The sequence below is a fragment of the Sphingomonas kyeonggiensis genome, from assembly GCF_014196745.1.
Lineage (GTDB): Bacteria > Pseudomonadota > Alphaproteobacteria > Sphingomonadales > Sphingomonadaceae > Sphingomonas > Sphingomonas kyeonggiensis.
In genome coordinates this window covers 423,060-446,020 of the sequence record NZ_JACIEH010000003.1, presented here as the reverse complement: position 1 = coordinate 446,020, position 22,961 = coordinate 423,060, and the positions used below count along the sequence as shown (strand labels likewise).

Here is a 22,961-nt window from a genome sequence, read left to right as displayed (position 1 = left end):
CGCACCGCAATGGCGGGACTTACCTATCCGTCCCGATTCCGCGCGCGAGCATCGATGCGACGGTGTCGGCGATCGCCTCGGGGTCCACATCCTCCTGCCACACGCTGTAGCGCAGCCCCAGGAACACGTTCATCCCCATGATCGCCCAGGCGTGAATCTCGTTCACGTCGTCGCGCACCTCGCCGCGCTCCGCCGCGGCCTGCAGGCGCTTGGCGATACGCTCGGCAGTGGTCGCATAGTGCATGCGGAAGCTCTCGGGATCGACGAACTCGGCTTCGTCGATGATCCGGTAGATCTCCTTGTGCGTCCGCGCGAAGCGGATGAAGGCGAGCAGCGCCGCCTGCTCCGCCGCGATCTGGCCGCCGGTCGCGCCCTTGATCGCCGGGGCGACATGCTCGCGCACCTGCTCGCTCATGTCGCGCACCAGCGCGCGGAACACGTCGTCCTTCGAATCGAAATAGGTGTAGAAGCTGCCCAGCGCGACGCCGGCCCGGCGCGTGATCCCGCTGATCGACCCGTCATGGAACCCCTTGGCGCCGAATTCCTCGGCCGCCGCGTCGAGTATCAGGCGCAGCGTGCGCCGGCCGCGCTCGGTGCGCGGCTCCTTGCCCGCGCTGGCGGCCTCGCCGCCCTGCAGGTCCGGTGCTGTGGCGTTCATGCCACGGACCCTAGCCATTGCATCTTCCCCTGTCGATCCAAGTTGAAACCCGGTTCAGGTTTCAGTATAGCGTCGGCAAACAAGGTGCAACCCGCAACGAATGACGGGTTCGAGGAGAGGGGATAACTGCATGTCACGCCTGAATTGCGCTCGTTCGATTCTGTTCGCGGGCGCTGCCCTCGCGGCGCTCACCGCCGCGCCTGCCTTTGCGCAGGATGCCGCTTCCGCCGCCCCCGAGGCACAGGACAGCGCGCTTGCCGACAGTGGTGAGATCGTCGTCACCGCCCGCCGCCGTGAGGAAAAGCTGCTCGACGTGCCGACCGCGGTGACCGCGCTCACCTCGGCCCAGCTCAACCAGGCCGGCGCGGTCGACCTGACCGACCTGCAGATCGCCTCGCCCAACACCACGCTCAAGGACGCGCGCGGCACCAACTCGACGCTCGCCGCCTTCATCCGCGGCGTCGGCCAGCAGGATCCGGTCCCGGGCTTCGAGGCCGGCATCGGCATCTATCTCGACGACATCTATCTCAACCGTCCCCAGGCCTCGGTGCTCGACATCTACGACGTCGAGCGGATCGAAGTGCTGCGCGGGCCGCAGGGCACGCTCTATGGCCGCAACACCATCGGCGGCGCGGTGAAGTACGTTACCAAGAAGCTCGAGGATCGCCCGACCCTGGCGGTCCGCGGCAATTACGGCTCGTACAACCAGGCCGACGTGATCGTCAGCGCCTCCACCCCGATCGGCTCGATGCTCAAGTTCGGCGTCTCGGGCGCCCGGCTGACCCGCGACGGGTTCGGCGAGAACAAGAAGCTCGGCATCGACAACTACAACAAGAATGTCTGGGCCGGCCGCGCCACGCTCGAGTTCGAGACGCCCGACGAGAAGATGTCGGTGCGGATCACCGGCGACTACACCCATGACAAGTCGAACGCCCGCAACGGCCACCGCCTGTTCCCGGGCCTGCTGAGCGGCTCGCCGGTGCTGTCCAACGTCTTCGACACCAATGCCGGGCTCAACAGCCCGAAGAACAATGTCGAGGCGGGCGGCATCTCGATGACGATCAACGCCGATGTGAGCGAGCACATCACGCTGCGCAGCATCAGCGCCTATCGCGAGGATACGTCCTACACGCCGATCGACTTCGATTCGACGCCCTCGGTCGACGTCGACGTGCCGGCCTATTACAAGAACAACCAGACCAGCCAGGAATTCCAGGCGCTGGTCCATGGCAGCAAGCTCAACGGCATCCTCGGCTATTATTACCTGGGCGCCAAGGCGACGACCGGCTTCGGCGTGCTGCTGTCAACCACCCTTGCCGGGTTCAACGCCTATACCGCGGGCGACGTGCGCACCGAGACGCACTCGATCTATGGCGACTTCACCTATGACATCACGCCGGCGCTGAGCCTGACGCTCGGCGGCCGCTACACCTGGGACCAGCGCAAGAGCTACGTCTTCAAGGCGAGCTATCTCGGCCTGACCCCGGATTTCGGCGGCACCCCGATCCCCGTCGGCGCGCCGTCCACCGATTTCCGCGGCACCGCCAATTTCAAGCGCTTCACCCCGCGCGCGACGCTCAGCTTCAAGCCGAGCGAGAGCCACATGGTCTATGCGTCCTATTCGGAAGGCTTCAAGGGCGGCGGCTTCGATCCGCGCGGCTCGGGCACTTCGGCACCGATCAGCAACCCGGCGGCCGGCCGCACCTATCAGGACATCTACAACTACCTCTCCTTCGATCCGGAGACGGTGAAGAGCTATGAGATCGGCTGGAAGGGCGCGGCGTTCGACCGCCGCCTGAACTGGTCGCTGGCCGGCTTCTATTCGGACTATTCGAACGTCCAGATCCCCGGCTCGGTCGGCTGCCTGATCAACAACGTCCAGAGCTTCTGCGGCATCACCACCAATGCGGCGAAGGCCGACATCAAGGGCATCGAGCTCGAGACCAACGCGGTGCTGGCACGCGGCTTTGCCGGCCCGGGGTCGAGCTTCTTCTTCAACGGCGCGCTGGGTTACATCGACGCCAAGTACAAGCGCTTCATCGGCCCGACCGGCGTGGACGTCTCGGCGGTCCGCGTGTTCCAGAACACGCCGGACTGGACGCTGGCCGGCACGCTCGGCGCGGCGCTGCCGGTGGCCGGCGGCGATCTCAACGCCACCACCACCGTGTCCTATCGCGGCCTGACCCACCAGTTCGAGACGGCTAGCCCGTTCCTCGACCAGCCGGGCTACACGCTGCTCGACGCGCACCTGGTCTACACCTTCGGCGACGGGCGCTATTCGATCGGCATCCACGGCAAGAACCTGACCGATGTGCGCTACAAGACCGCCGGATATCAGTATATCAGCAGCCGGATCGACGGCACGCCGATCCTGACCCCGACCGGCGGCTATACGCCGACGCTGGGCAAGGAGGGCGTCGCCACTGCCTTCTACGGCAACCCGCGCCAGATCTTCGGGTCGTTCAGCCTCAAATTCTGAGTATGGTGCACTGCACCTAATTCCTTGAGCCGGACGTCCCTTGACGTCCGGCTCTTTTGATGTCGAGGTATGGCGATGAACGCTCCCGTTTCAAATCCCGCGGACCGCTCCGGCTATCGCGGCGTGGTGCTGGCGATGCTGCTGCTCGTCTACACCTTCAACTTCCTCGACCGGCAGATCCTCGGCATCCTCGCCAAGCCGATCATGGAGGACCTGCACCTCACCAAGACCGAGTTCGGCGCGATCGGCGGGCTGGCCTTCGCGGTGCTCTATTCGGTGCTGGGCGTGCCGCTGGCCTATCTCGCCGACCGGACCAGCCGCTCGGGCGTGATCGCCGGCGCGCTGGCGGTGTGGAGCCTGTTCACCGGGCTGTGCGGCCTCGCCACCGGCTATTGGCAGCTCTTCCTGTTCCGCCTCGGCGTGGGCGTCGGCGAGGCGGGCGGCGTCGCGCCGTCCTATGCCGTCATCAGCGACTATTTCCCGCCCGAGCGGCGCGCCCGCGCGCTCGCCATCTATTCGCTCGGCATCCCGATCGGCCTGGCGCTCGGCACGCTGCTCGGCGCCTATATCGCCGCCCTGGTCGACTGGCGCGCGGCGTTCATCACCATGGGCGTGATCGGCATCCTGATCGCCCCGGTGTTCCGCTGGGTGGTGCGTGACGTGCCGCGCCCGGCCGCCGCCAAGGGGGATGCGGCGCCGGTGAGCGCGGTGTTCGGCATCCTCGCCGGCAAGCCCGGTTTCTGGCTGCTCGCCTTCGGCGCCTCGTGCAGCTCGCTGTGCGGCTATGGCCTGGCGCTGTGGACGCCGCTGGTGCTGATGGGCAATTTCGGCTTCGACCTGGTCACCACCGGCCAGTTCATGGCGTCGCTGCTGCTGATCGGCGGCACGGCGGGCGTGTTCGCCGGCGGCTGGTTCGCCGACCGGCTCGGCAAGGGCGACCGCGCCTGGTACGCTTGGCTGCCCGCCATCGCCTGGCTGATCACCGCGCCGCTGTTCGCGATCGGCTTCCTGACCTCGAACCCGTGGATCGCCTGGCCGCTGCTGCTGATCCCCAACGGGCTCAACATCCTGTGGCTCGGCCCGGTGACCACCGCGGTGCAGCACATGGTGCCGCAGCACATGCGCGCCACCGCTTCGGGCAGCTTCCTGCTGATCAACAACCTGATCGGCATGGGCCTGGGCCCGCTGCTGATGGGCTTCCTGTCCGAGGAGCTGAAGACCAGCTACGGCGCCGACGCGCTGCGCTATGGCGCGGTGTTCTGCCTCGGCTTCTATGTAATTGCCGGGATTCTCGCGCTTCTCGCCGCACGGCACGTGCGCAAGGGCTGGGTCGACTGAGGCTACCTAGGTAGTTTTCCGACTCGGCGCTTTCCTGAATCGCGCAGATTCCGAATTTGCACGATCATGCAAATGCGTTCCGAGGGGATGCCTTTACGGGACGGCCGGGCGGGGATGGGACCGCCCGGCCACCCGCAGACACCCCGGATCAGCGCTCGCGCGTCGCCGCGAACTTCACCTTCGAATAGCGATCGGCGACATAGCCGACTTCCCAGTTCGACTTGGCCATGAACACCGGATTGCCGTCCCGGTCCTTGGCCATCGCGCCGCGGTTGAGCGACATGAACTCGGCCAGGTCCTTGGGATCCTCGGCCGTGATCCAGCGCGCGGTCTCGAACGGCGCCACTTCCAGCCCCGCCGCCACCTTGTATTCGGCATCGAGCCGGCTGAGCAGCACGTCGAGCTGCAGCTGGCCGACCACGCCGATGATCCAGTTCGATCCGATCTCCGGATAGAAGACCTGGGTCACGCCTTCCTCGGCCATGTCGTCCAGCGCCTTGCGCAGCTGCTTGGTCTTGGTCGGATCCTTGAGCGCCACGCGGCGCAGGATTTCCGGCGCGAAGTTCGGCAGGCCGGTGAAGCGCACGTCCGCCTTCTCGCTCAGCGTATCGCCGACGCGCAGCACGCCGTGGTTCGGAATGCCGATGATGTCGCCCGGAAACGCCTCGTCCGCCAGCTCGCGCTCGCGCGCGAAGAACAGGATCGGCGAGTGGATCGCGATCGGCTTGCCATGCCCGGTCGGCGTCAGCTTCATGCCGCGCTTGAAGGTGCCCGAGACCAGCCGCATGAACGCGATGCGGTCGCGGTGGTTGGGGTCCATGTTCGCCTGGACCTTGAACACGAAGCCGCTGACCTGCCCGGCGTCGGGCGCAACCGGCGCCGGCTCGGCCGGCAGTGCGTGCGGCGGCGGCGCGTGCGTCGCGATCGCCTCGATCAGCGAATCGACGCCGAATTCCTTCAACGCCGAGCCGAAATAGACCGGAGTCAGGTCGCCGTGGCGATAGGCCTCGCCGTCGAACGCCGGATAGCCGGCCTGGGCCAGCTCGACATCCTCGCGCAGCTTGGCGAGGTTCTCGGCCGAGATGATTTCATCCAGCTGCGGATCGTCGATGCCCGAGGTCTGCACCACCTTGCCATGGAATTCGCGGCTGTCGCCCTCGGGCAGCAGGAGCCGATTGGTGGCCAGGTCGAAGATCCCCTCGAAGGTGCCGCCCATGCCCACCGGCCAGGTCATCGGGCACACGTCGAGCGCGAGAAGGTCGGCGATCTCGTCGAGCGTCTCGAACACGTGGCGGCCTTCGCGGTCGACCTTGTTGACGAAGGTGATGATCGGCACGTTGCGCAGCCGGCAGACCTCGAACAGCTTGCGCGTCTGGCTCTCGATGCCCTTGGCGACGTCGATCACCATCACCGCGGAGTCCACGGCCGTAAGCGTGCGATAGGTGTCTTCCGAGAAGTCCTCGTGGCCCGGCGTGTCGAGCAGGTTGAAGGTCACCCCGTTCCGCTCGAAGGTCATCACCGACGACGTCACCGAGATGCCGCGCTGCTGCTCGATCTTCATCCAGTCCGAGCGCGCGCGCCGCGCCTGGCCGCGCGCCTTGACCTCACCGGCAAGATGGATCGCGCCACCGAACAGCAGCAGCTTTTCGGTGAGCGTGGTCTTGCCCGCGTCGGGGTGCGAGATGATGGCGAAGGTACGGCGGTCTGAAACTGGCATGATCGCGCGCCTTTAGAGCATCGCAGCGAAAAGTGGGAACCGGTTTTCGCGACCGCGATGCGTCAACCAAAGACTCGCCTCAGTCCCCCAGCGTTACGCGCATCGTGAAGGTCCGCGACTGGCCCGGCGCATAGCGCTGCATCAGCGGCTTGTCCCAGATCTCGCCGGTGAAGCCATAGGGGTCGGCGATGCCGTGCCAGGGCTCGATGCACAGATAGTTCGCGCCCGGCTTCATCCACAGGCCCAGCGCCGGCGTATCGGGAAAGTCGCAGACCAGCTTCGGCCCGCCCAGCGCGCCATAGGCCAGCGACTGGCTGCGCACCGGATTCCAAACCAGCGCATCGCGCTCGAACAGCTCGTCATACAGCTCGAGCACCCGGCCATCGACCGGGCTCTCCCAGCCCTCCGCGTCCATCCAGCCTCCTTTGACGATCGCCGCGAGCTGGCCCGGCTCGTCATCGGCGAAGGTGATCTGATGCTCTTCCTTCGCCGCGCCGTACGGCAGCGGCCAGGCCAGGGCCGGGTGGAAGCCGAAGCTCGCCGGCATGTCGACATCGCCGCTATTGGTGACGGTGATGTCCATCGAGAGCGTCGCCCCGCGCAGCGAGAACGCCGCATCGAGCACGAAGGCGAAGGGATAGACCGCGCGCGTCGCTTCATTGTCGACCAGCCGCAGCACCGCCCGGTCCGGCGCCTGCTCGACCAGCACGAAATCCTGCTTCCGCGCGAAGCCATGCTGGGGCAGCGCATAGGTGTTGCCGTCCAGCCGATACGCATCGCCCATCAGCCGCCCGACGATCGGAAAGAGCAAGGGCGCCCGTCCCGACCAGAAAGCCGGATCGGCATCGGTCATCAGCTCGCGCCCTTCGGCATCGGTGAGGGACGACAGCTCGGCGCCAAAGGGATTGATCGCGGCGCCCAGCTCGTCCGATGCGATGCGAATCCAATTGTCAGCCACGCTTGCCCTCCGATCCTGTCACCCTATCTGCCGCTAGCACGGCGCCTGCGCCGGCAACAATCTGCGGCGCGGCATCCGGTCGCGCGGGTCCAACGGAGCAGCTTCATGGAAATCGGCGTCATCGGCCTCGGCCATATGGGCATCGGCATTGCCCGCAACATCGCCAAGGCGGGCCACCGCCTCACCGTATGGAATCGCGATCCCGCCAAGACCGACGCGCTGGTCGCCGAGGGCGCCGTCCGCGCCGCCAGCCCCGCCGAAGCGGCGCAAGGCGAGCTGGTCGTGACGATGCTCGCCAACGACGCGGCGGTGGAAGCGGTGACCTTCGGCGAGAAGGGTATCCTGCAGGCCAACTCCCGGGCGATCCACGTATCGATGAGCACGATCGCCCCGACGCTGGTCACCCGGCTCGACACGGCCCACCGCGAGGCCGGCATGCGCTTCCTCTCGGCGCCGGTATTCGGCCGCCCCGATGTCGCTGCCGCCGGCGCGCTCAACATCGTGGCGGCCGGCGACGCAGACCTGATCGCCGCCTGCCAGCCGCTGTTCGAGGCGATCGGCCAACGCGTCTTCCCGGTCGGCGACCGACCGGAGCAGGCGAACATCGTCAAGCTCTCGGGCAATTTCATGATCCTCGCCGCGGTCGAGAGCTTTGCCGAGGCGATGGCGCTGGGCGAGAAGAACGGCGTGGCCCCGGCGACCTTCGTGGAGGTGATGACCGAGACCCTGTTCGGCGGCCGCAGCCACCGCGTCTATGGCGAGATCCTCGCCGAGCAGCGCTTCCGCCCGGCGGGCTTCACCGCCCCGCTCGGCCTCAAGGACATGAACCTGGTGGCGTCGCTGGCCAATGACAGCCGCGTCCCGATGCCGGTGCTCGGGGTGATCCGCGACCATCTGCTCAGCGCGATGGCGCGTGAAGGCGAGGATCTCGACTGGTCGGGCCTCGCGCTGGCGGTGCGGGCCGACGCGGGGCTGTAGGTCGCCCACAATCCTCCCCCGCCAGGGGGAGGATTATATTGGGTCAAGCCTTACCCCCGCACCTTCGCCCAGGCGCTGCGCACGGCGGCGATCGTCACTTCCGCATCGGCGAGATGGGTCGCCGCCGAGCTCACCGAAACGCGCATCACCCATTGCCCGCGCCACAACGCCGCGCCGATGAACGCCACCGCGTCCTCCTGCACCTGGCGCACCACCGCGAGCGTCGCCTCGTCGCTGTCGCCGAAGCGCAGCATGAACTGGTTGAGCGCGACCGGGCAGACCAGGGCGACGCCGTCATCGCCGCCCAGCGTCTCGCCCATGTGCGTCGCCAGAGCGCAATTGCGCTCGACCAGCTCGGCGATCCCTTCGCGACCCAGCCGCCGGATCATCGCCCAGGTGGCGAAGCCGCGCGCCCGGCGCGACAGCTCGGGCACATAGGCGGAGGGATCGCGCTCCGCATCCTGGGCGGGCGGCAGGTAGCTCGCCGAGATCGCCATCGCGCGGCGGTGCGCCTCGGCATCACGCACGATCGCGAAGCCGCAATCATAGGGCGTCTGCAGCCATTTGTGCCCGTCGGTCGCCCAGCTGTCGGCCAGTTCGACACCAGCAGTAAGGTGCTTCCGCCCCGGCGCAGCCTGTGCCCAGAGCCCGAACGCGCCATCGACGTGCAGCCAGGCCCCGGCCGCCCGGGCCAGGGGCGCGATCTCGGCAAAGGGATCGCAGGCGCCGGTGTTTATCTGCCCGGCCTGGGCGATCGCGATCACCGGCCCCGCGCACCCGCGCAGCACCCGCTCGAAATCGCCCGCCAGCATCCGCCCCGCAGCATCGGTCTCGACCGTCCTAACCCGCTTCGCACCAAGCCCGAGATATTTCAGCCCCGAGAATACCGTCGCATGCGCATCCGCACCGATCAGCACGTCGATCGGCGGCGCACCGAACATGCCGTCCGCCTCGACGTCCCATCCCGCCCGGCGCAGCACTTCGCTCCGCGCCGCCGCGAGGCAGACGAAATTGGCCACCGTCGCCCCGGTGACGAAGCCCATCGAGGAGTCGCGCGGCAGGTCGAGCAACTCGAGCAGCCAGTCGGCCGCGACCTTCTCCACCGCCGATGCCGCCGGCGCCGCGACGACATTGCCGACATTCTGCCCCCAGGCCGAGGCGAGCCAGTCGGCCGCGACGCCCGTCGGGTGCGAATTGCCGATCACCCAGCCGAAGAAACGCGGGCCGGTCATCGCGCGGATGCCCGGCGTCGCCGCCTCGACCAGATGCTCGATCACCGAGACGGGATCGTCGCCCTCCTCGGGCAGGGGTGCGGCGAACGCCTCGAGCATCGCCGCATAGTCGGCGACCGGCGTGGTCTCCGCCGACCCGGTTTCCTGTCGATAGGCAATCGCGTGCGCCGCCGCATGCTCCAGCGCCGTCCATTCGTCCTGCATCACCGCTTCCTCTCCCAAGGTCGTGACGATGCCCCGTCCGGTGGCGGGGCGCATTCCGGAACTTGCGCTCAGCCTTCGCGGTGGACCGCGAAGCCCTGCCAGCTCTGGTTGACCGGCATCAGCTCGAGCGTGTTGATGTTGAGGTGCGGCGGCAGCGTCGCCACCCACAGGATCGTCTCGGCGATGTCCTCGGCGGTCATCGGGTTCACGCCGCCATAGAGCTTGTCCGAGGTTTCCTGGCTGCCGGTGCGCACCAGGGTGAACTCGGTCTCGACCATGCCCGGTTCGATCGAAGTGACCCGCACCCCGGTACCGTGCAGGTCGGCGCGCAGGTCCAGGCTCAGCTGGCGGACAAAGGCCTTGGTCGCCGCGTACACATTGCCGCCCGGATAGGGATAGTTCGCCGCCACCGAGGACAGGTTGATGATCGCACCTTTCCGCTCGACCAGCATCGGCAGCAGCTTGTGGGTGATCGAGGCGAGCGCGACGACATTGGTGTCGATCATCGTCTTCCAGTTGGCGAGCGACGCCTGCTGCGCCGGCTCCAGGCCGAGCGCCAGGCCGGCATTGTTCACCAGCAGGTCGATCCCGCGGAAATCCTCGGGCAGCGAATCGAGCGCCGCATCGCGCGCCGCTTCGTCGCGGATGTCGAAGGCGAGGGTACGGACATTGTCGCGCTGGAGCTTGGCCAGCCGGTCCTCGCGTCGCCCGGTGGCGACGACGTTCCACCCGGCATCGGCAAAGGCATGGACACAGGCCTCGCCAATCCCTGCGGTCGCGCCGGTGATGAGTGCGGTGGGCATGCGGCTGCTCCTTCTATTGCGGTGCGGCGGCTATGCGGATTTGGCCGCGCCAAGGCAACGGGTCGCAGCCGCGAAGCGTGAAGCCGGCAAATGCGGCGATTGCATTCGTATGTGTTGAAACGACCATTGACGCTGCAGTGCAGCATAGCCACTTGCCCGGTGATGCACGCCCCGCTCTCCACCCCCCGCACCCATAATGTCGGCCTCGTCCATTTCGCGCTGGCGATGGGCGGCTTCGCGATCGGCACCACCGAATTCGCGACGATGAGCCTGGTGCCGTACATGGCCGAGGGTCTGGGGATCGACGTACCGAGCGCCGGCCATGTCATCAGCGCCTATGCGCTCGGCGTGGTCGTCGGCGCGCCGCTGATCGCGGTCGGCGCGGCGAAGCTGTCGCGGCGGCTCACCCTGCTCCTGCTGATGGGCGCCTTCGCGCTGTTCAACACGCTGAGCGCATTGGCTCCCAATTATCATTGGCTGCTGCTGTTCCGCTTCCTCTCCGGCCTGCCGCACGGCGCCTATTTCGGCATCGCCGCTTTGGTCGCCGCCTCGCTGGTGCCGTTCAACAAGCGATCCCAGGCGGTCGGGCGGATGATGCTCGGCCTCACCGTGGCGACGATCCTGGGCGTACCGCTCGCCAACTGGCTGGGCCAGGCGGTCGGCTGGCGCTGGGGCTTCGTGGTGGTCGGCGTACTCGCCCTGACGACGGTGGCGCTGGTCGCCGCGCTCGCCCCGCGCGACCCGCCCCAGCACGGCGCCAGCCCGCTCAAGGAGCTGGGCGCGCTCGCCAATGGCCAGGTCTGGCTGACGCTCGGCATCAGCGCGATCGGCTTTGGCGGCATGTTCTGCGTCTACACCTATGTCGCCTCGACCATGCTGGAGGTCACCCGCACCTCGCCGGCGATGATCCCGCTGGTCCTCGCGGTGTTCGGCGTCGGCGCGACGCTCGGCAGCATCATCGTGCCCAGATTCGCCGATCGCGCGCTGATGCCCACCGCCGCGGTGCTGCTGCTCGGCAGCGCCGTCGCGCTCGCGCTCTATCCGCTGGCCGCCCATCAATTGTGGAGCATCGCGCTCGACATCTTCGCGATCGGCTTCCTCGGCGCACTTGGCGCGGTGCTGCAGACCCGGCTGATGGACGTCGCCGGCGAAGCGCAGGGGCTGGCCGCCTCGCTCAACCACTCCGCCTTCAACTTCGCCAACGCACTCGGCCCCTGGCTGGGCGGCCTCGCGATTGCGGCGGGCTATGGCTGGACGTCGACCGGCTGGGTCGGCGCGCTGCTCTCGCTCGGCGGGTTCGCGGTGCTGGTGGTCGCGGTGCTGGTCGAGCGCAGGACGAAGTAACCCAGCAGCGCCGACAGGACCGATCCGGCGAGCACGCCGATCTTCACCTGGTCGGTCAGCGGCCCCGGCGGAAAGGCCAGCCCGCCGATGAACAGGCTCATCGTGAAGCCGATCCCGGCGAGCAGCGCCATGCCGTAGATCTGCCCCCAGCGGGCATGCGGGCGCGGTGCGATGCCCGCCTTCACCGCCAGCCAAATGCTGCCGAACACGCCGACCTGCTTGCCGAGGAACAGCCCCAGCGCGACGGCGAGCGGCAGCGGCGCGAGCAGCGCCTGCCAGCCGGGCAGCGCGACCCCGGCATTGGCCAGGCCGAACAGCGGGACGATGGCGAAGGCGACCCAGGGGTTGAGCGCATGCTCGAGCTTCAGCCCCGCGGCGCGCGGGATGGCCAGCGCCGCCGCCACGCCCGCGATCGTCGCATGCACGCCCGAGGCGAAGACGCAGAGCCACAGCAGAACCGCCAGCGCCAGATAGGGCCAGAGCCACGTCACCCGCATGCGGTTGCACGCCAGCATCGCCGCCAGCACCACGCCCGCGCCGGCCAGCGCGAGCAGGTCGAGCTTGGCGGTATAGGCCAGCGCGATGATCGCCACCGCGCCCATGTCGTCGACCACCGCGATCGTGGTGAGCAGCAGCTTGAGCGACGCCGGCGCATGCCGCCCGAGCAGTGCCATCAGCCCCATGGCGAAGGCGATGTCGGTCGCCGCCGGGATCGCCCAGCCGCGCGCGAATCCGCCGCCGGCCACCGCCAGGTAGACGATCGCAGGCACCGCCATGCCGCTCGCCGCGGCGATCACCGGCAGGGTCCGCTGCGACCAGCTCGACAGCTGGCCCTCGACCACCTCCGCCTTGATCTCCAGCCCGACGAGCAGGAAGAACACCGCCATCAGCGCATCGTTGATCCAGCCGTGCAGGCTGAGCGGCCCCAGCCCCATATGGAGCAGATGCGCATAGCCGCCCGCCAGTGGCGAGTTGGCAACGACCAGCGCCAGCGCCGACGCCGCCATCAGCACCACGCCGCCCGCCGCCTCGCTCGCGATGAAGGCGCGCGTGGCGGCGGCGATCCGGCTCATGCCCTGGCGAGCGCCTCTGCGATCAGCTTGCGGCTGTTCTCGATCCCGTAGAGCGCGATGAAGCTGCCCATGCGCGGCCCCTGCTCGCTGCCGAGCAAGGTCTCGTAGAGCGCCTTGAACCAGTCGCGCAGGTTCTCGAACGCGTCGGTCTTGCCGATCTCGTAGACGATGTTCTGGATATCCTCGGCCGAGGCGGTCTCGGGCAGCGCGGCGAGCTGTGCGTCGAGCTGGCGCAGCGCACCCGCTTCGGCTTCGCTCGGCGCGCGGCGCTGCAGCGTCGGCTCGACGAAGTCCTTCGCATAGCGGATCGCATAGCCGACCATCCGGTCGAGCTCGGGATGCGATTCGGGCGAGAGGTCCGGCGAATAGCGGCGCAGGAACCCCCAGATCGTCTCGCGATTGCCCACGCCCGGCAGGCTGACCAGGTTGAGCAGCAGCCCGAAGGTCACCGGCAGCGTCTCGGCCGGCACCTGGCCATTATGGATATGATGCACCGGATTGCCGAGCTTCTGCGCGAGTTCCTGGGTCGGATAGTTGGCGCGGAACTGCCAATATTCCTCGATCGCGCGCGGGATCAGCCCCAGGTGCAGCGACTTCGCCTTCTTGGGCTCGCGGTAGATGTAGAAGGACAGGCTCTCGTCCGGCCCATAGGTCAGCCACTCGTCGATCGACAGGCCGTTGCCCTTGGACTTGGAGATCTTTTCGCCCTTGGCGTCGAGGAACAGCTCGTAAATCAGCCCCTCGGGACGCCGCGCGCCGAGCACCTGGGCAATCTTGCCGCTCTGGATGCCGCTGTCGATCAGGTCCTTGCCGTACATTTCGTAATCGACGCCGAGCGCCGCCCAGCGCATGCCCCAGTCGGGCTTCCACTGCAGCTTGGCCTGGCCGCCGAAGATCGACTGCTCGATCGTCTCGCCCTCGTCCTCGAAGCGGATGATCCCCGCCTCGGCATCGACCACTTCCACCGGCACCTGCAGCACCACGCCCGACTTGGGGCTCACCGGCAGCACCGGCGAATAGGTCGCCGCCCGTTCTGCCCGGAGAGTCGGCAGCATCACGTCCATGATCGCCTGATAGTTGCGCAGCACCGTGCGCAGCGTCTCGTCGAAGCGGCCCGAACCATAATAGTCGGTCGACGACGCGAACTCATATTCGAAGCCGAAGCGATCGAGGAATTCGCGCAGCATCGCGTTGTTGTGCGCCGCGAAGCTCTCGAACTTCTCGAACGGATCGGGGATGCGCGACAGCGGCTTGCCGAGATGCTCGGCGAGCAGCGCCTGGTTCGGCACATTGTCCGGCACCTTGCGCAGCCCGTCCATGTCGTCGCTGAATGCGATCAGCCGGGTCTTGTTGCCGGTCATCTCCTCATAGGCGTGGCGCACCATGGTGGTACGCAGCACTTCCTGGAAGGTGCCGATATGCGGCAGGCCCGAGGGGCCATAGCCCGTCTCGAACAGCACCGGCGACCCGTCGGGCTTGCCCTGCGGATAGCGTTTCACCAGCTTGCGCGCTTCTTCGTAGGGCCAGGCCTTGGACTCGAGTGCGGCTGCGCGCAGGATGCTATCGTCTGTCATGATCGGTCGCGCGTGCGCGAATGGGCGCGTTTTTGCAAGTTCCGGGAGCCCGCAAAGACGATGAACGCGTATCGCGAGCCTTGCGATTGGGCCGCTCTTCTCCCCGGCAAAGGCTCGACTCTACCCTGTCCGGGCGCGAAGAAGAGGCATGTGGGAATGGAATAGCGAAGTCTTTCGGACGCGCAGGCTCGAGGACGCGCCGGCAGTCGCCGCTTTTGCCGCCGGGCTGGTGGTGGAAGGACCGGGCGGACTCGATGTGAATCGGAGCGTCCTGTCGCGCTATGGGATGCACGCGCTGCCTCTGATCGAATGGGACCATTCCCACGACGCGCCCGCATTTTTCGAGGCGTTGCGGCACGCGGGCTCCACGCGCGGCTTTTTCCTCGATTACCCCAGCGACGGCCCGGCCGATGGCAGTTTTCGGGAATGCAATCTGACCCCGGCAGCCGCCGCGATCATCGCAAAGGAATGCCTGTTCGGACAGGCCATGCTATTCGTCGATGACCAGTTCCTCGCCGTGGTCGCCGCCTGGAATACCGACTTCACCTATCTGTGCATGGCACCGAGCCTGTTTGATCGCTATCTTTCTGATAATCCGATGCTTCTTGCCCTTAGCGGCGACGATCACGAGCGTCCGGCGGATACGTTCCGGGCTGCGCTGCTGGGTTCGTTCAGGCGGCTCGAAGCATGGTCGCCCCGCACATCGCCGGTCCGCGCCGAACTGGACTGGCAGTTGGTCGCTCCCCAGAACTAGACAGAAGCCAGACAATCCCGAGCCGCTTCCAATGTAGGATTTCGTCTGGAATAGACTCGTAGATGGACGAGTCGCACAAGATCATCCTCCCGCATTTCACCCCCGTGCCGCTGGCGCGCAGCCGCAAGGATGGGTGGACGCCGGCCCGCCAGCGCATCTTCCTCGCTGCGCTCGCTGCTACCGGCCTGGTCTCGCGCGCGGCTAAGGCGGCGGAGATGGGCGTCACCTCCGCGTACAACCTGCGCAGGCGCAAGGGCGCCGAGAGTTTCGCTGCCGCCTGGGATCAGGTCGAGCGCGCCGCTCGCGACCGGGCGCTCGCCTATGTCATCGAGCATGTGATCAACGGCGAGACGCGCCCGCGCTTCTATCGCGGCCGCTTCGTCGGCACCGTCCACCGCGTCGACCAGAAGGTCATGCTCGCCGCCGTCCGCGCAATGTATGCGGAGCCGCCCCGACGGCGTCAGGGCCCGGCAGGATCAAAGTGAAATGATTTGCCCCGACTCCCTTCACTTTGCCGGGCAAGCGAGGCTAGAACGAAAGGCGTACATGACCGCCGATCCTGCCTTTGATGAACCTGCCGGCGGCAATGCCTGGCGCCGCACCGCGCTATGGGGCGCGCGGCCGACGCTGGCGGCGGTCCTGACGACGCCGCTGCTGGTGGCGCTGGTGCTGTCGCCCTTCTGGGGCGTCGCGCTGTTCTTCCTGTTCGATCCTGCAGGCGAGAATGCAGTGGCGACGCTGCGTATCGGTGGCGTGCCGATCGATCTCGGCCCGGACGGCGAGCGCCAGGCGCACTACGCCCTGATCGCAGTCTTCCTGCTCTGGCCGCTCATCCTCATCGGCTCGGCGCTGATCCGGAAGATGCGACTGCACTACCGGCTGGATGCGCGGGGGATCGAGAGCCGGCGCGGCGCCACCTTGGTCCGGCGGATCGATCTCGCCGATATCTGCCGGGTCCGCGAGCGGTCCTATCTGGTCTGGCGCGACATTCGCATTGGCCACAGCCCGAAGCATGAGATCGCCTTGCAGCTGGGCAGCGCCGATGCACGGCAGCTGCTCAAGCTGCTGCAGGTGCTCGGCGTCGATCCCGAAGAGCCGCTGGCGGTGGTGATCCCGGAGGTCGCACCCACCGAGCCGGTGCGCTGGCAGGGGCGGCCCGGCTTTGCCGCATTGGACAAGTTCCAGCTGGCCCTGGCGCCGGTACTTCTGGTGCCGTTCGCGATCTATTTATGGCCGTTGGTCTGGTTCTGGAGCAGCGGCGTTCCGCTTGTCGGCTGCCTGCTCACGCTGGCAATCTGGACGCCGATCTGGGGCGGCCTCGCAGTGATGTCGCTGGGTCTCCTCGGCACCGTGTTCGCCGCATGGCTGGACCTCGCCTTCGGCACGGTGCTGGTCACCGATCGCCGCATCGCCTGGCGCGAGTGGGGCTCCAGCGGCATCTTCCGCGAGCTCGTTCTGTCCGAACTGATCGACGCCGTGATCGTCGAGCAGAAGGGCCGCCGCGCCTGGGTGGCGCTCACCATCCGGCGCGGCAGCGACAATGTCCGCGAAGAGGATCTGCGCGGCATCCCCGACGCCGAGCGCTTCGTGAAGGCGCTGGGGTTCGGCGGATGAACTTGCCCTATCCCGCCCTTCACGCCAGCCATGGCGGCGTCTGGATCGCCACGCCGGACGGCGATTGCCGGGCGATCGGCCGGGGCGAGGCGATCCGCATCGCCGCCGACACGCCGGTGCTCCTGCTCAACGCGCCGCTTATCGGCCAGCGGCTCGGCTATGCCGAGCTGTCGGGGCTCGATCTGCTCGAGCTGTTCGCCTTCCTCCACCCCGCGCGTTTCATGGTGCCGACACCCAAGGGACTGGCCCGCGTCGCCGGTCTCGACGCGCCGGAGAATGACGCGGACATCGCTCCCTTCCTGCGGGCCGCGGCGGCGAAGCTGCTCGCCGTCACCGAGGGGGCCTGGGCCGAGCGCGAGGGTGCGTGGAACTCGGTCCAGTCGCTGTTCCGCCTGCGCTGGCCCTGGGCGCCGGTGGTCAGCCAGCGAATCGCCAAGCCGGCCCAGGCCGAACGCTGGCTCTTCTCCAGGCTGCCCGAATGGACCGAGCAGCCGCCGCGCGTGCCGCCGCGCACCGTGACGCTGGCCGATACCGAGATCGCCGAACGCCTCGCCCGCCTCACCGGCAATGGTGCCGAGCGTCGCCAGGGCCAGCGCGACTATGCCGCCGCCGCCGCTGGAGCCTTCGCGCCGCGCGACATGCGCGAATCGCCGAACCTGGTGCTGGCCGAGGCGGGCACCGGCATCGGCAAGACGCTCGGCTATCTCGCTCCCGCCTCGCTCTGGGCCGAGCAGGCCGGCGGCGCCGTCTGGGTCTCCACCTTCACCAAGGCGCTGCAACGCCAGCTCGGCCATGAGGGCGAGCGGCTCGTCGCCGATCCGGAGGCCCGCAAGAAGCGCATCGTCACCCGCAAGGGCCGCGAGAATTACGTCTGCCTGCTCAATCTCGAGGACGCGCTGCAGGGCGGCTTCGCGGGGCGAGCGGCGATCCTCGCCCAGCTGGTCGCGCGCTGGGCGGCCTATACCGCCGATGGCGACATGATCGGTGGCGACCTGCCCGGCTGGCTTCCCACCCTGTTCCGCCGCAACGGCTCGACTGCACTGACCGACCGGCGCGGCGAGTGCATCTATGCCGGCTGCCCGCACTACCGGAAATGCTTCATCGAGCGCGCCGCACGCGCGTCGGCGGACGCGGACATCGTCATCGCCAACCACGCGCTGGTGATGGTCAACGCCGCGCGGGGCCGCGAGACCGCGAGCCGCCCGACCCGCTATGTCTTCGACGAGGGGCATCACCTGTTCGATGCGGCCGATGCGATGTTCGCCGCCGCGCTGACAGGCCAGGAAGCGATCGAGATCCGTCGCTGGGTCACCGGCCCCGAATCGGGATCGCGCGGCCGGCGCCGGGGCCTCGCCGCCCGCCTGTCCGACGTCGCCAGCTATGACGAGGAAGGCGGCCGGGCGATCACCGAGGCGGTCGAAGCCGCCCGCGCGCTGCCGAGCGACGGCTGGCTCCAGCGGTTGAACGAGGGCGAGCCCTTCGGTCCCGTCGAGCAGCTCCTCGCCGCGGTGCGCGGCCTCGTCTACGCCCGCGATGGGAACGGCGCCGCGGAGGCCGGCTATGGACTGGAGACCGAGCTGGCCGAGCCCGACGGCACGCTGGTCGAGGCGGCCGGCCCGGCGGGTGAGGCGCTCGATTCGCTGCTCCGCCCCCTGGTCAAGCTCGGTCGGCGGCTCGAGGCGGTGCTGGCCGAGGCGCCCGACTGGATGGACGGCCCGGCGCGCGCCCGGATCGAAGGCGCGGTCGCCTCGCTCGGCTGGCGCACCGACACGGTCGGCGCCTGGCTGGCCCTGATCGCCCGGATCGGCGGCCCGGCCGATTCGGCGTTCGTCGACTGGCTCGCGGTGGATCGGGTCGAGGGGCGCGAATATGATGTCGGCCTGCATCGCCACTGGCTCGATCCGTCCAAGCCCTTTGCCGAGACGGTGCTCAAGCCCGCCCATGGCGCGCTGATCACCTCGGCGACCTTGCGCGCCGGCGGCGACTGGGACGTGGCCGAGGCCCGCTCGGGCGCGGTGCACCTGATGCGCCCCGCCCAGCGCTTCGAGGCGGTGAGCCCGTTCAACTATGCCGAGCAGGCCGAGGTGCTGATCGTCACCGACGTCAAGCGCGGCGACATGCCGGCGCTCGCCAATGCCTATGCCCGGCTGATCGTCGCGGCCGAGGGCGGCACGCTCGGCCTGTTCACCGCGATCCGTCGTCTCCGCGCCGTCCATGCCCGAGTCGCGGACCGGCTGGCGCGCGAGGGCCTGCCCCTGCTCGCCCAGCATGTCGATCCCATCGACACCGGCACGCTGGTCGACATCTTCCGCGACGATCCGCGTGCTTCGCTGCTCGGCACCGATGCGCTGCGGGACGGGGTGGACGTGCCCGGCGATTCGCTGCGGCTGGTGGTGATGGAGGGGATTCCCTGGCCCAAGCCGACCGTGCTCCACGCCGCGCGGCGCCTGGCCGGGGGCGGCACCGCCTATGACGATCGCATCGTCCGTGCCCGGCTCGCCCAGGCGTTCGGCCGGCTGATTCGCCGGGCGGATGATCGCGGCACCTTCGTGCTGCTCTCCGCCGCCAGCCCCTCCCGGCTGCTCGACGCCTTTCCGCCGGGCACCCGGGTGACGCGCGTCACGCTGGATCAGGCGGTTGATCGCGTTCGGCTTTCCTTGGCCGCCAAGCTGGGGCAAGAGGCCCCGGCGAACGCCTGACCGGGGATTCCATGAAGACGCTCACGCTGCTCCGCCACGCAAAATCGGGATGGGACGATCCCGTGGCGCGCGATTTCGATCGGCCGCTCAATCCCAAGGGCCAGCGTGCCGCCGCGATGATGGGGCGGCACCTGAAGGCCGAGGGGCTGGAGTTCGACCATGTCGTCGCCTCCCCCGCGGCGCGGGTGGTCGAGACGCTGGCACAGGTCGCCACCGGCTATGGCAGCGACCTCGCCCCGCACTGGGACCAGCGCCTCTATCTCGCCTCGGCGGCGACGCTGCTCGACGTGATCCACGAGCTGCCCGCCGGTGCCGATCGCGTACTCTTCTCGGGGCACAATCCGGGGCTCGAGGAACTGGTGCTGCTGCTCTGCGCCGACAATGCGCTGCGCGATTCGGTCGAAGTGAAGTTCCCCACCGCGAGCCTGGCCGAGATGCGCTTCGATGTGGCCGCCTGGCGCGACGTGAAGCCCGGCAAGGCCGAGCTGCTCCGCTTCACCCGCCCGCGCGACCTCGATTCGACGCTGGGGCCGGACTACAACTGAGCCCCGGCGGCGGCGCCTCATAAATACCCCTTCCCGGAGGGGAGGGGCGGGGTGTGGAGTGCTCACAATACTGAACCAACAGGCGACACGGCAACGATATCGCCAAGACGCGTCCCCTCGATCCGCCTTCCAGAGAGGAGGAGATGGCTCAGCTATCCTCGTCGAGTGCCTTGGAGAGCGAATCACGCACCGCCTTCAGGGCCTGCGTATCGGTCTTGCCGCGTGGGGTGGGAGTAGCAGCAGTCCCCGCCGCGGCCCGCGCGGCCTTGTTGCCCTTCTCCGCCGCGAGCAGCTTCTGCACGCCGCGGATGGTGTAGCCCTGGTTGGAAAGCAGGTCGTGGATGCGCCGCACCAGCGCGACGTCCTCGGGCCGGTAGTAACGGCGATTGCCCGCCCGGGTGAGCGGGCGGAGCTGCGGAAACCGCGTTTCCCAGTAGCGCAGGATGTGCTGCGGGCGCCCGATCTCCTGGGCGAGCTCCCCTATCGTCCGTAGCGCGCCAGCAGCCTTTTCGGCCCCCGGCATCGGCTACTTCCCGCTCAGCTCGCCGAGACGATGCGGTCGCGCATCATCTGGCTTGCACGGAAGGTGAGGACCCGGCGCGGTGCGATCGGCACTTCGACCCCGGTTTTCGGATTACGGCCGACTCGCTCGCCCTTGTCGCGGAGGATGAAGCTGCCGAAGCCCGAAATCTTGACGTTCTGGCCCTCGGCCAGCGCCTCGCACATATGGCTGAGAATCTGCTCGACCAGCCGCGCAGCGTCCGCACGAGACAGCCCCACCTCGTGATGAAGCGATTCGGCGAGATCAGCCCTGGTCAGCGTGCCCGCAGCCGTCATCCGGCAACTCCCCCTTGCGTTCAACTGTATCGAGTTAGTCGTATCAGATTGTTTCGACACAGCAAACGGGAACATTGGGGTCCCGGAATGATTATCTGCGTTTTTTCGCAGCTATCAGAAACGCACCACCGCCGCGCCCCAGGTGAAGCCGCCGCCCATCGCCTCCAGTACCAGCAGGTCGCCTTGCCGGATCCGCCCGTCCCGCACTGCCGCGTCGAGCGCGAGCGGCACGGAGGCGGCCGAGGTGTTGGCGTGCTGGTCGACGGTGACGATCACCTTCTCGGCCGGCAGGTCGAGCTTGCGGGCGGTCGCGTCGAGGATGCGGGCATTGGCCTGGTGCGGCACCACCCAGTCGACGTCCTTGGGCTCGAGGCCCGCCAGGGCGAGCGACTCGGACATCACCGTGGCGAGGTTGACCACCGCATGGCGGAACACCTCGCGGCCCTTCATCCGCAGCTTGCCAACGGTCTGGGTGGTCGAGGGACCGCCATCGACATAGAGCATGTCATTGTAGCGGCCATCCGCGTGGAGCTTGGTCGCCAGGATTCCGCGACCGCCTTCGTCCGCCGTATCCTGCGCTTCGAGCACGATCGCACCGGCGCCGTCGCCGAACAGCACGCACGTCGCGCGGTCCTCCCAGTCGAGGATCCGGCTGAACGTCTCGGCGCCGATCACCAGCGCGCGCTTGTGGACGCCGGCACGCAGCATCGAATCGGCGACCTGCACGGCATAGAGGAAGCCCGAACAGACCGCGGCGACGTCGAACGCCACGCAGTCGCCGATGCCGAGCATCGCCTGCACCTTGGTCGCGGTAGCCGGGAAAGTCTGGTCCGGAGTCGCAGTAGCGAGCACGATCAGGTCGATGTCCGCGGCAGCGATGCCGGCATTGGCCAGCGCGGCCTTGCTGGCCTCGGCCGCCAGCGTGCCTGTGGTCTCATCCGGTCCCGCGATGTGGCGGAAGCGAATACCGGTACGCTCGACGATCCACTCGTCGCTCGTATCCACTTCCTGGGCGAGTTCGGCGTTGGAAACGCGGCGGGGCGGCAGGGCGGAGCCAGTGCCGATGATGACGGAACGCAAGGTCATCTTGAAGTGTCTACGCCGCCTTTGCTTCGAAGTTCCCGAGATCCTCGGCGATGCGGCGATTCAGGTCGTCGCGCAGCATCTTCGCCGCGAAGCCGATCGCGGTGTCGACGCCGAGTTCGTTGGCGCTGCCATGGCTCTTCACGACGATGCCGTTGAGGCCGAGGAAGACCGCGCCATTGTGATTGTTCGGATCGAGGTGCGTGCGCAGCAGCTCGGTCGCCGGCTTGGAGATCAGGAAGCCGATCTTCGAGCGGGTCGAGCTGGAGAAAGCACGCTTTAGCAGGTCCGCGACGAATCGCGCGGTGCCTTCCACGGTCTTCAGGGCGATGTTGCCCGAGAAGCCGTCGCACACGATCACGTCGACATCGCCGCGCGAGAGCTTGTTGCCCTCGATGAAGCCTTGGAAATCGAGGCGGAGATGCTCGGCCTTGCGAAGCTCGGCCGCGGCTTCGCGGATCGAGTCGGTGCCCTTCATGTCCTCGGTACCGATGTTGAGCAGCGCGACCCGCGGGTTCTGCAGGTCGAGCGCGGTGCGCGCATAGGCGGCACCCATCACGGCGAACTGGACGAGGTTGCGGGCATCGACCTCGGTGTTGGCGCCCAGATCGAGCATCACCGTGTCGTTCTCGCCCAGCGTCGGCATCAGCGCGGCGAGCGCAGGACGATCGATCCCCGGCATGGTGCGCAGCGACAGCTTGGCCATCGCCATCAGCGCGCCGGTATTGCCCGACGAGACGGCAGCGCCGGCCTTGCCCTGCTTCACCAGGTCGATGGCGATTCCCATCGACGTGGTCTTGGCACGCCGAATCGCCGCGCTCGGCTTCTCTTCCGAGGCGACGACGTCCGGTGCGTGGACGATTTCGGAGGCGGCCGTCAGGTTCGGGTGGTTCTTCAGACCCTCTCGGATCTGTGCCTCGTCACCGACGAGGATGAACTCCATGCCCTCGAATCGACGGCGCGCACGCGCAACACCGGCGAGCATGACCGCAATTCCCTCGTCACCGCCCATCGCATCGACGGCGATTCGAGAGGAATTCGTCATACTCGCATGCCCCCGCGCGATTCGGC

General features: G+C 67.9%; 20 protein-coding genes. 9 read left to right on the top strand and 11 right to left on the bottom strand.

The genetic code is table 11. From position 1 onward, the window contains the following. Positions 1–19: 19 nt before the first annotated feature. Positions 20–676 (bottom strand): TetR/AcrR family transcriptional regulator, encoded by a 657-nt coding sequence (locus GGR46_RS17275; RefSeq protein WP_183999264.1) that lies wholly within the window; start codon positions 674–676, stop codon positions 20–22. A gap of 112 nt (positions 677–788) precedes the next feature. Here GGR46_RS17275 and GGR46_RS17270 point away from each other — a divergent pair, with 112 nt between their 5' ends. Both GGR46_RS17270 and GGR46_RS17265 read left to right on the top strand, forming a co-directional pair. Next, positions 789–3,137 carry a TonB-dependent receptor gene (locus GGR46_RS17270; RefSeq protein ID WP_183999263.1) on the top strand — a complete coding sequence of 783 codons (2,349 nt, stop codon included), beginning with the start codon at positions 789–791 and terminating at the stop codon, positions 3,135–3,137. A 75-nt stretch (positions 3,138–3,212) separates the two neighbouring features. After that, entirely contained in the window at positions 3,213–4,475 is a 1,263-nt protein-coding gene (locus GGR46_RS17265; protein WP_183999262.1) for a spinster family MFS transporter, read from the top strand. A gap of 148 nt (positions 4,476–4,623) precedes the next feature. Here GGR46_RS17265 and GGR46_RS17260 read toward each other — a convergent pair whose 3' ends face one another. Both GGR46_RS17260 and GGR46_RS17255 read right to left on the bottom strand, forming a co-directional pair. Continuing rightward, on the bottom strand, positions 4,624–6,192 hold the full coding sequence (locus GGR46_RS17260) for a peptide chain release factor 3 (RefSeq protein WP_183999261.1): 1,569 nt from the start codon (positions 6,190–6,192) through the stop codon (positions 4,624–4,626). Positions 6,193–6,271: 79 nt separating this feature from the next. Next, the gene (locus GGR46_RS17255) at positions 6,272–7,150 is read right to left on the bottom strand and encodes an aldose epimerase family protein (protein ID WP_183999260.1); all 879 of its coding nucleotides are present in this window, start codon (positions 7,148–7,150) and stop codon (positions 6,272–6,274) included. A 105-nt stretch (positions 7,151–7,255) separates the two neighbouring features. Between GGR46_RS17255 and GGR46_RS17250 the strand changes: the two genes are divergently transcribed. Then, positions 7,256–8,128, top strand: coding sequence for an NAD(P)-dependent oxidoreductase (locus GGR46_RS17250; protein ID WP_183999259.1), 873 nt, complete (start codon positions 7,256–7,258; stop codon positions 8,126–8,128). A 50-nt stretch (positions 8,129–8,178) separates the two neighbouring features. Here the strand turns inward: GGR46_RS17250 and GGR46_RS17245 are convergent, their stop codons facing one another. After that, positions 8,179–9,618 (bottom strand): pyridoxal phosphate-dependent decarboxylase family protein, encoded by a 1,440-nt coding sequence (locus GGR46_RS17245; protein WP_221262835.1) that lies wholly within the window; start codon positions 9,616–9,618, stop codon positions 8,179–8,181. Positions 9,619–9,632: 14 nt separating this feature from the next. Then, positions 9,633–10,367, bottom strand: a complete 735-nt coding sequence (locus GGR46_RS17240; protein ID WP_183999258.1) for an SDR family NAD(P)-dependent oxidoreductase — start codon at positions 10,365–10,367, stop codon at positions 9,633–9,635. 162 nt (positions 10,368–10,529) lie between these two features. On the opposite strand from GGR46_RS17240, the gene GGR46_RS17235 reads away from it, so the two are divergent. Further along, positions 10,530–11,711: an MFS transporter gene (locus tag GGR46_RS17235; protein WP_246426201.1), complete on the top strand. Its 1,182-nt coding sequence runs from the start codon at positions 10,530–10,532 to the stop codon at positions 11,709–11,711. Here GGR46_RS17235 and nhaA read toward each other — a convergent pair. Together nhaA and GGR46_RS17225 are read right to left on the bottom strand one after the other, a co-directional pair. After that, positions 11,612–12,784 (bottom strand): Na+/H+ antiporter NhaA, encoded by a 1,173-nt coding sequence (nhaA, locus tag GGR46_RS17230; protein ID WP_183999257.1) that lies wholly within the window; start codon positions 12,782–12,784, stop codon positions 11,612–11,614. The two genes, GGR46_RS17235 and nhaA, sit on opposite strands and share 100 nt — an antisense overlap. After that, positions 12,781–14,358, bottom strand: a complete 1,578-nt coding sequence (locus GGR46_RS17225) for a lysine--tRNA ligase (protein WP_183999256.1) — start codon at positions 14,356–14,358, stop codon at positions 12,781–12,783. The genes nhaA and GGR46_RS17225 overlap by 4 nt, the downstream gene beginning before the upstream one ends. 148 nt (positions 14,359–14,506) lie before the next feature. Here GGR46_RS17225 and GGR46_RS17220 point away from each other — a divergent pair, with 148 nt between their 5' ends. The 5 genes from GGR46_RS17220 to GGR46_RS17200 all read left to right on the top strand — a co-directional run bounded on the left by GGR46_RS17220 (position 14,507) and on the right by GGR46_RS17200 (position 19,970). Next, positions 14,507–15,112: a hypothetical protein gene (locus tag GGR46_RS17220; protein ID WP_183999255.1), complete on the top strand. Its 606-nt coding sequence runs from the start codon at positions 14,507–14,509 to the stop codon at positions 15,110–15,112. 62 nt (positions 15,113–15,174) lie between these two features. Continuing rightward, the gene (locus GGR46_RS17215) at positions 15,175–15,597 is read left to right on the top strand and encodes a hypothetical protein (protein ID WP_183999254.1); all 423 of its coding nucleotides are present in this window, start codon (positions 15,175–15,177) and stop codon (positions 15,595–15,597) included. Between the two features lie 61 nt (positions 15,598–15,658). Further along, a complete protein-coding gene (locus tag GGR46_RS17210; protein ID WP_183999253.1) occupies positions 15,659–16,726 on the top strand; it encodes a hypothetical protein in 1,068 nt (355 codons plus the stop codon). Beyond that, positions 16,723–19,425: an ATP-dependent DNA helicase gene (locus tag GGR46_RS17205; RefSeq protein WP_183999252.1), complete on the top strand. Its 2,703-nt coding sequence runs from the start codon at positions 16,723–16,725 to the stop codon at positions 19,423–19,425. Before GGR46_RS17210 ends, GGR46_RS17205 begins: the two co-directional genes overlap by 4 nt. Positions 19,426–19,436: 11 nt before the next feature. Then, a complete protein-coding gene (locus GGR46_RS17200) occupies positions 19,437–19,970 on the top strand; it encodes a SixA phosphatase family protein (RefSeq protein WP_183999251.1) in 534 nt (177 codons plus the stop codon). Positions 19,971–20,118: 148 nt separating this feature from the next. On the opposite strand, the gene GGR46_RS17195 is transcribed toward GGR46_RS17200, so the two are convergent. From GGR46_RS17195 to plsX, 4 genes are all read right to left on the bottom strand, one after another. Then, positions 20,119–20,493, bottom strand: a complete 375-nt coding sequence (locus GGR46_RS17195; protein ID WP_183999250.1) for a MerR family transcriptional regulator — start codon at positions 20,491–20,493, stop codon at positions 20,119–20,121. A 14-nt stretch (positions 20,494–20,507) separates the two neighbouring features. Further along, complete coding sequence (locus GGR46_RS17190) at positions 20,508–20,807, bottom strand: integration host factor subunit alpha (protein WP_183999249.1); 300 nt, start codon at positions 20,805–20,807, stop codon at positions 20,508–20,510. Positions 20,808–20,921: 114 nt separating this feature from the next. Continuing rightward, positions 20,922–21,893 carry a beta-ketoacyl-ACP synthase III gene (locus GGR46_RS17185; protein ID WP_281396614.1) on the bottom strand — a complete coding sequence of 324 codons (972 nt, stop codon included), beginning with the start codon at positions 21,891–21,893 and terminating at the stop codon, positions 20,922–20,924. Positions 21,894–21,903: 10 nt separating this feature from the next. Then, positions 21,904–22,935, bottom strand: coding sequence for a phosphate acyltransferase PlsX (plsX, locus tag GGR46_RS17180; protein ID WP_183999248.1), 1,032 nt, complete (start codon positions 22,933–22,935; stop codon positions 21,904–21,906). Positions 22,936–22,961 lie beyond the last annotated feature (26 nt).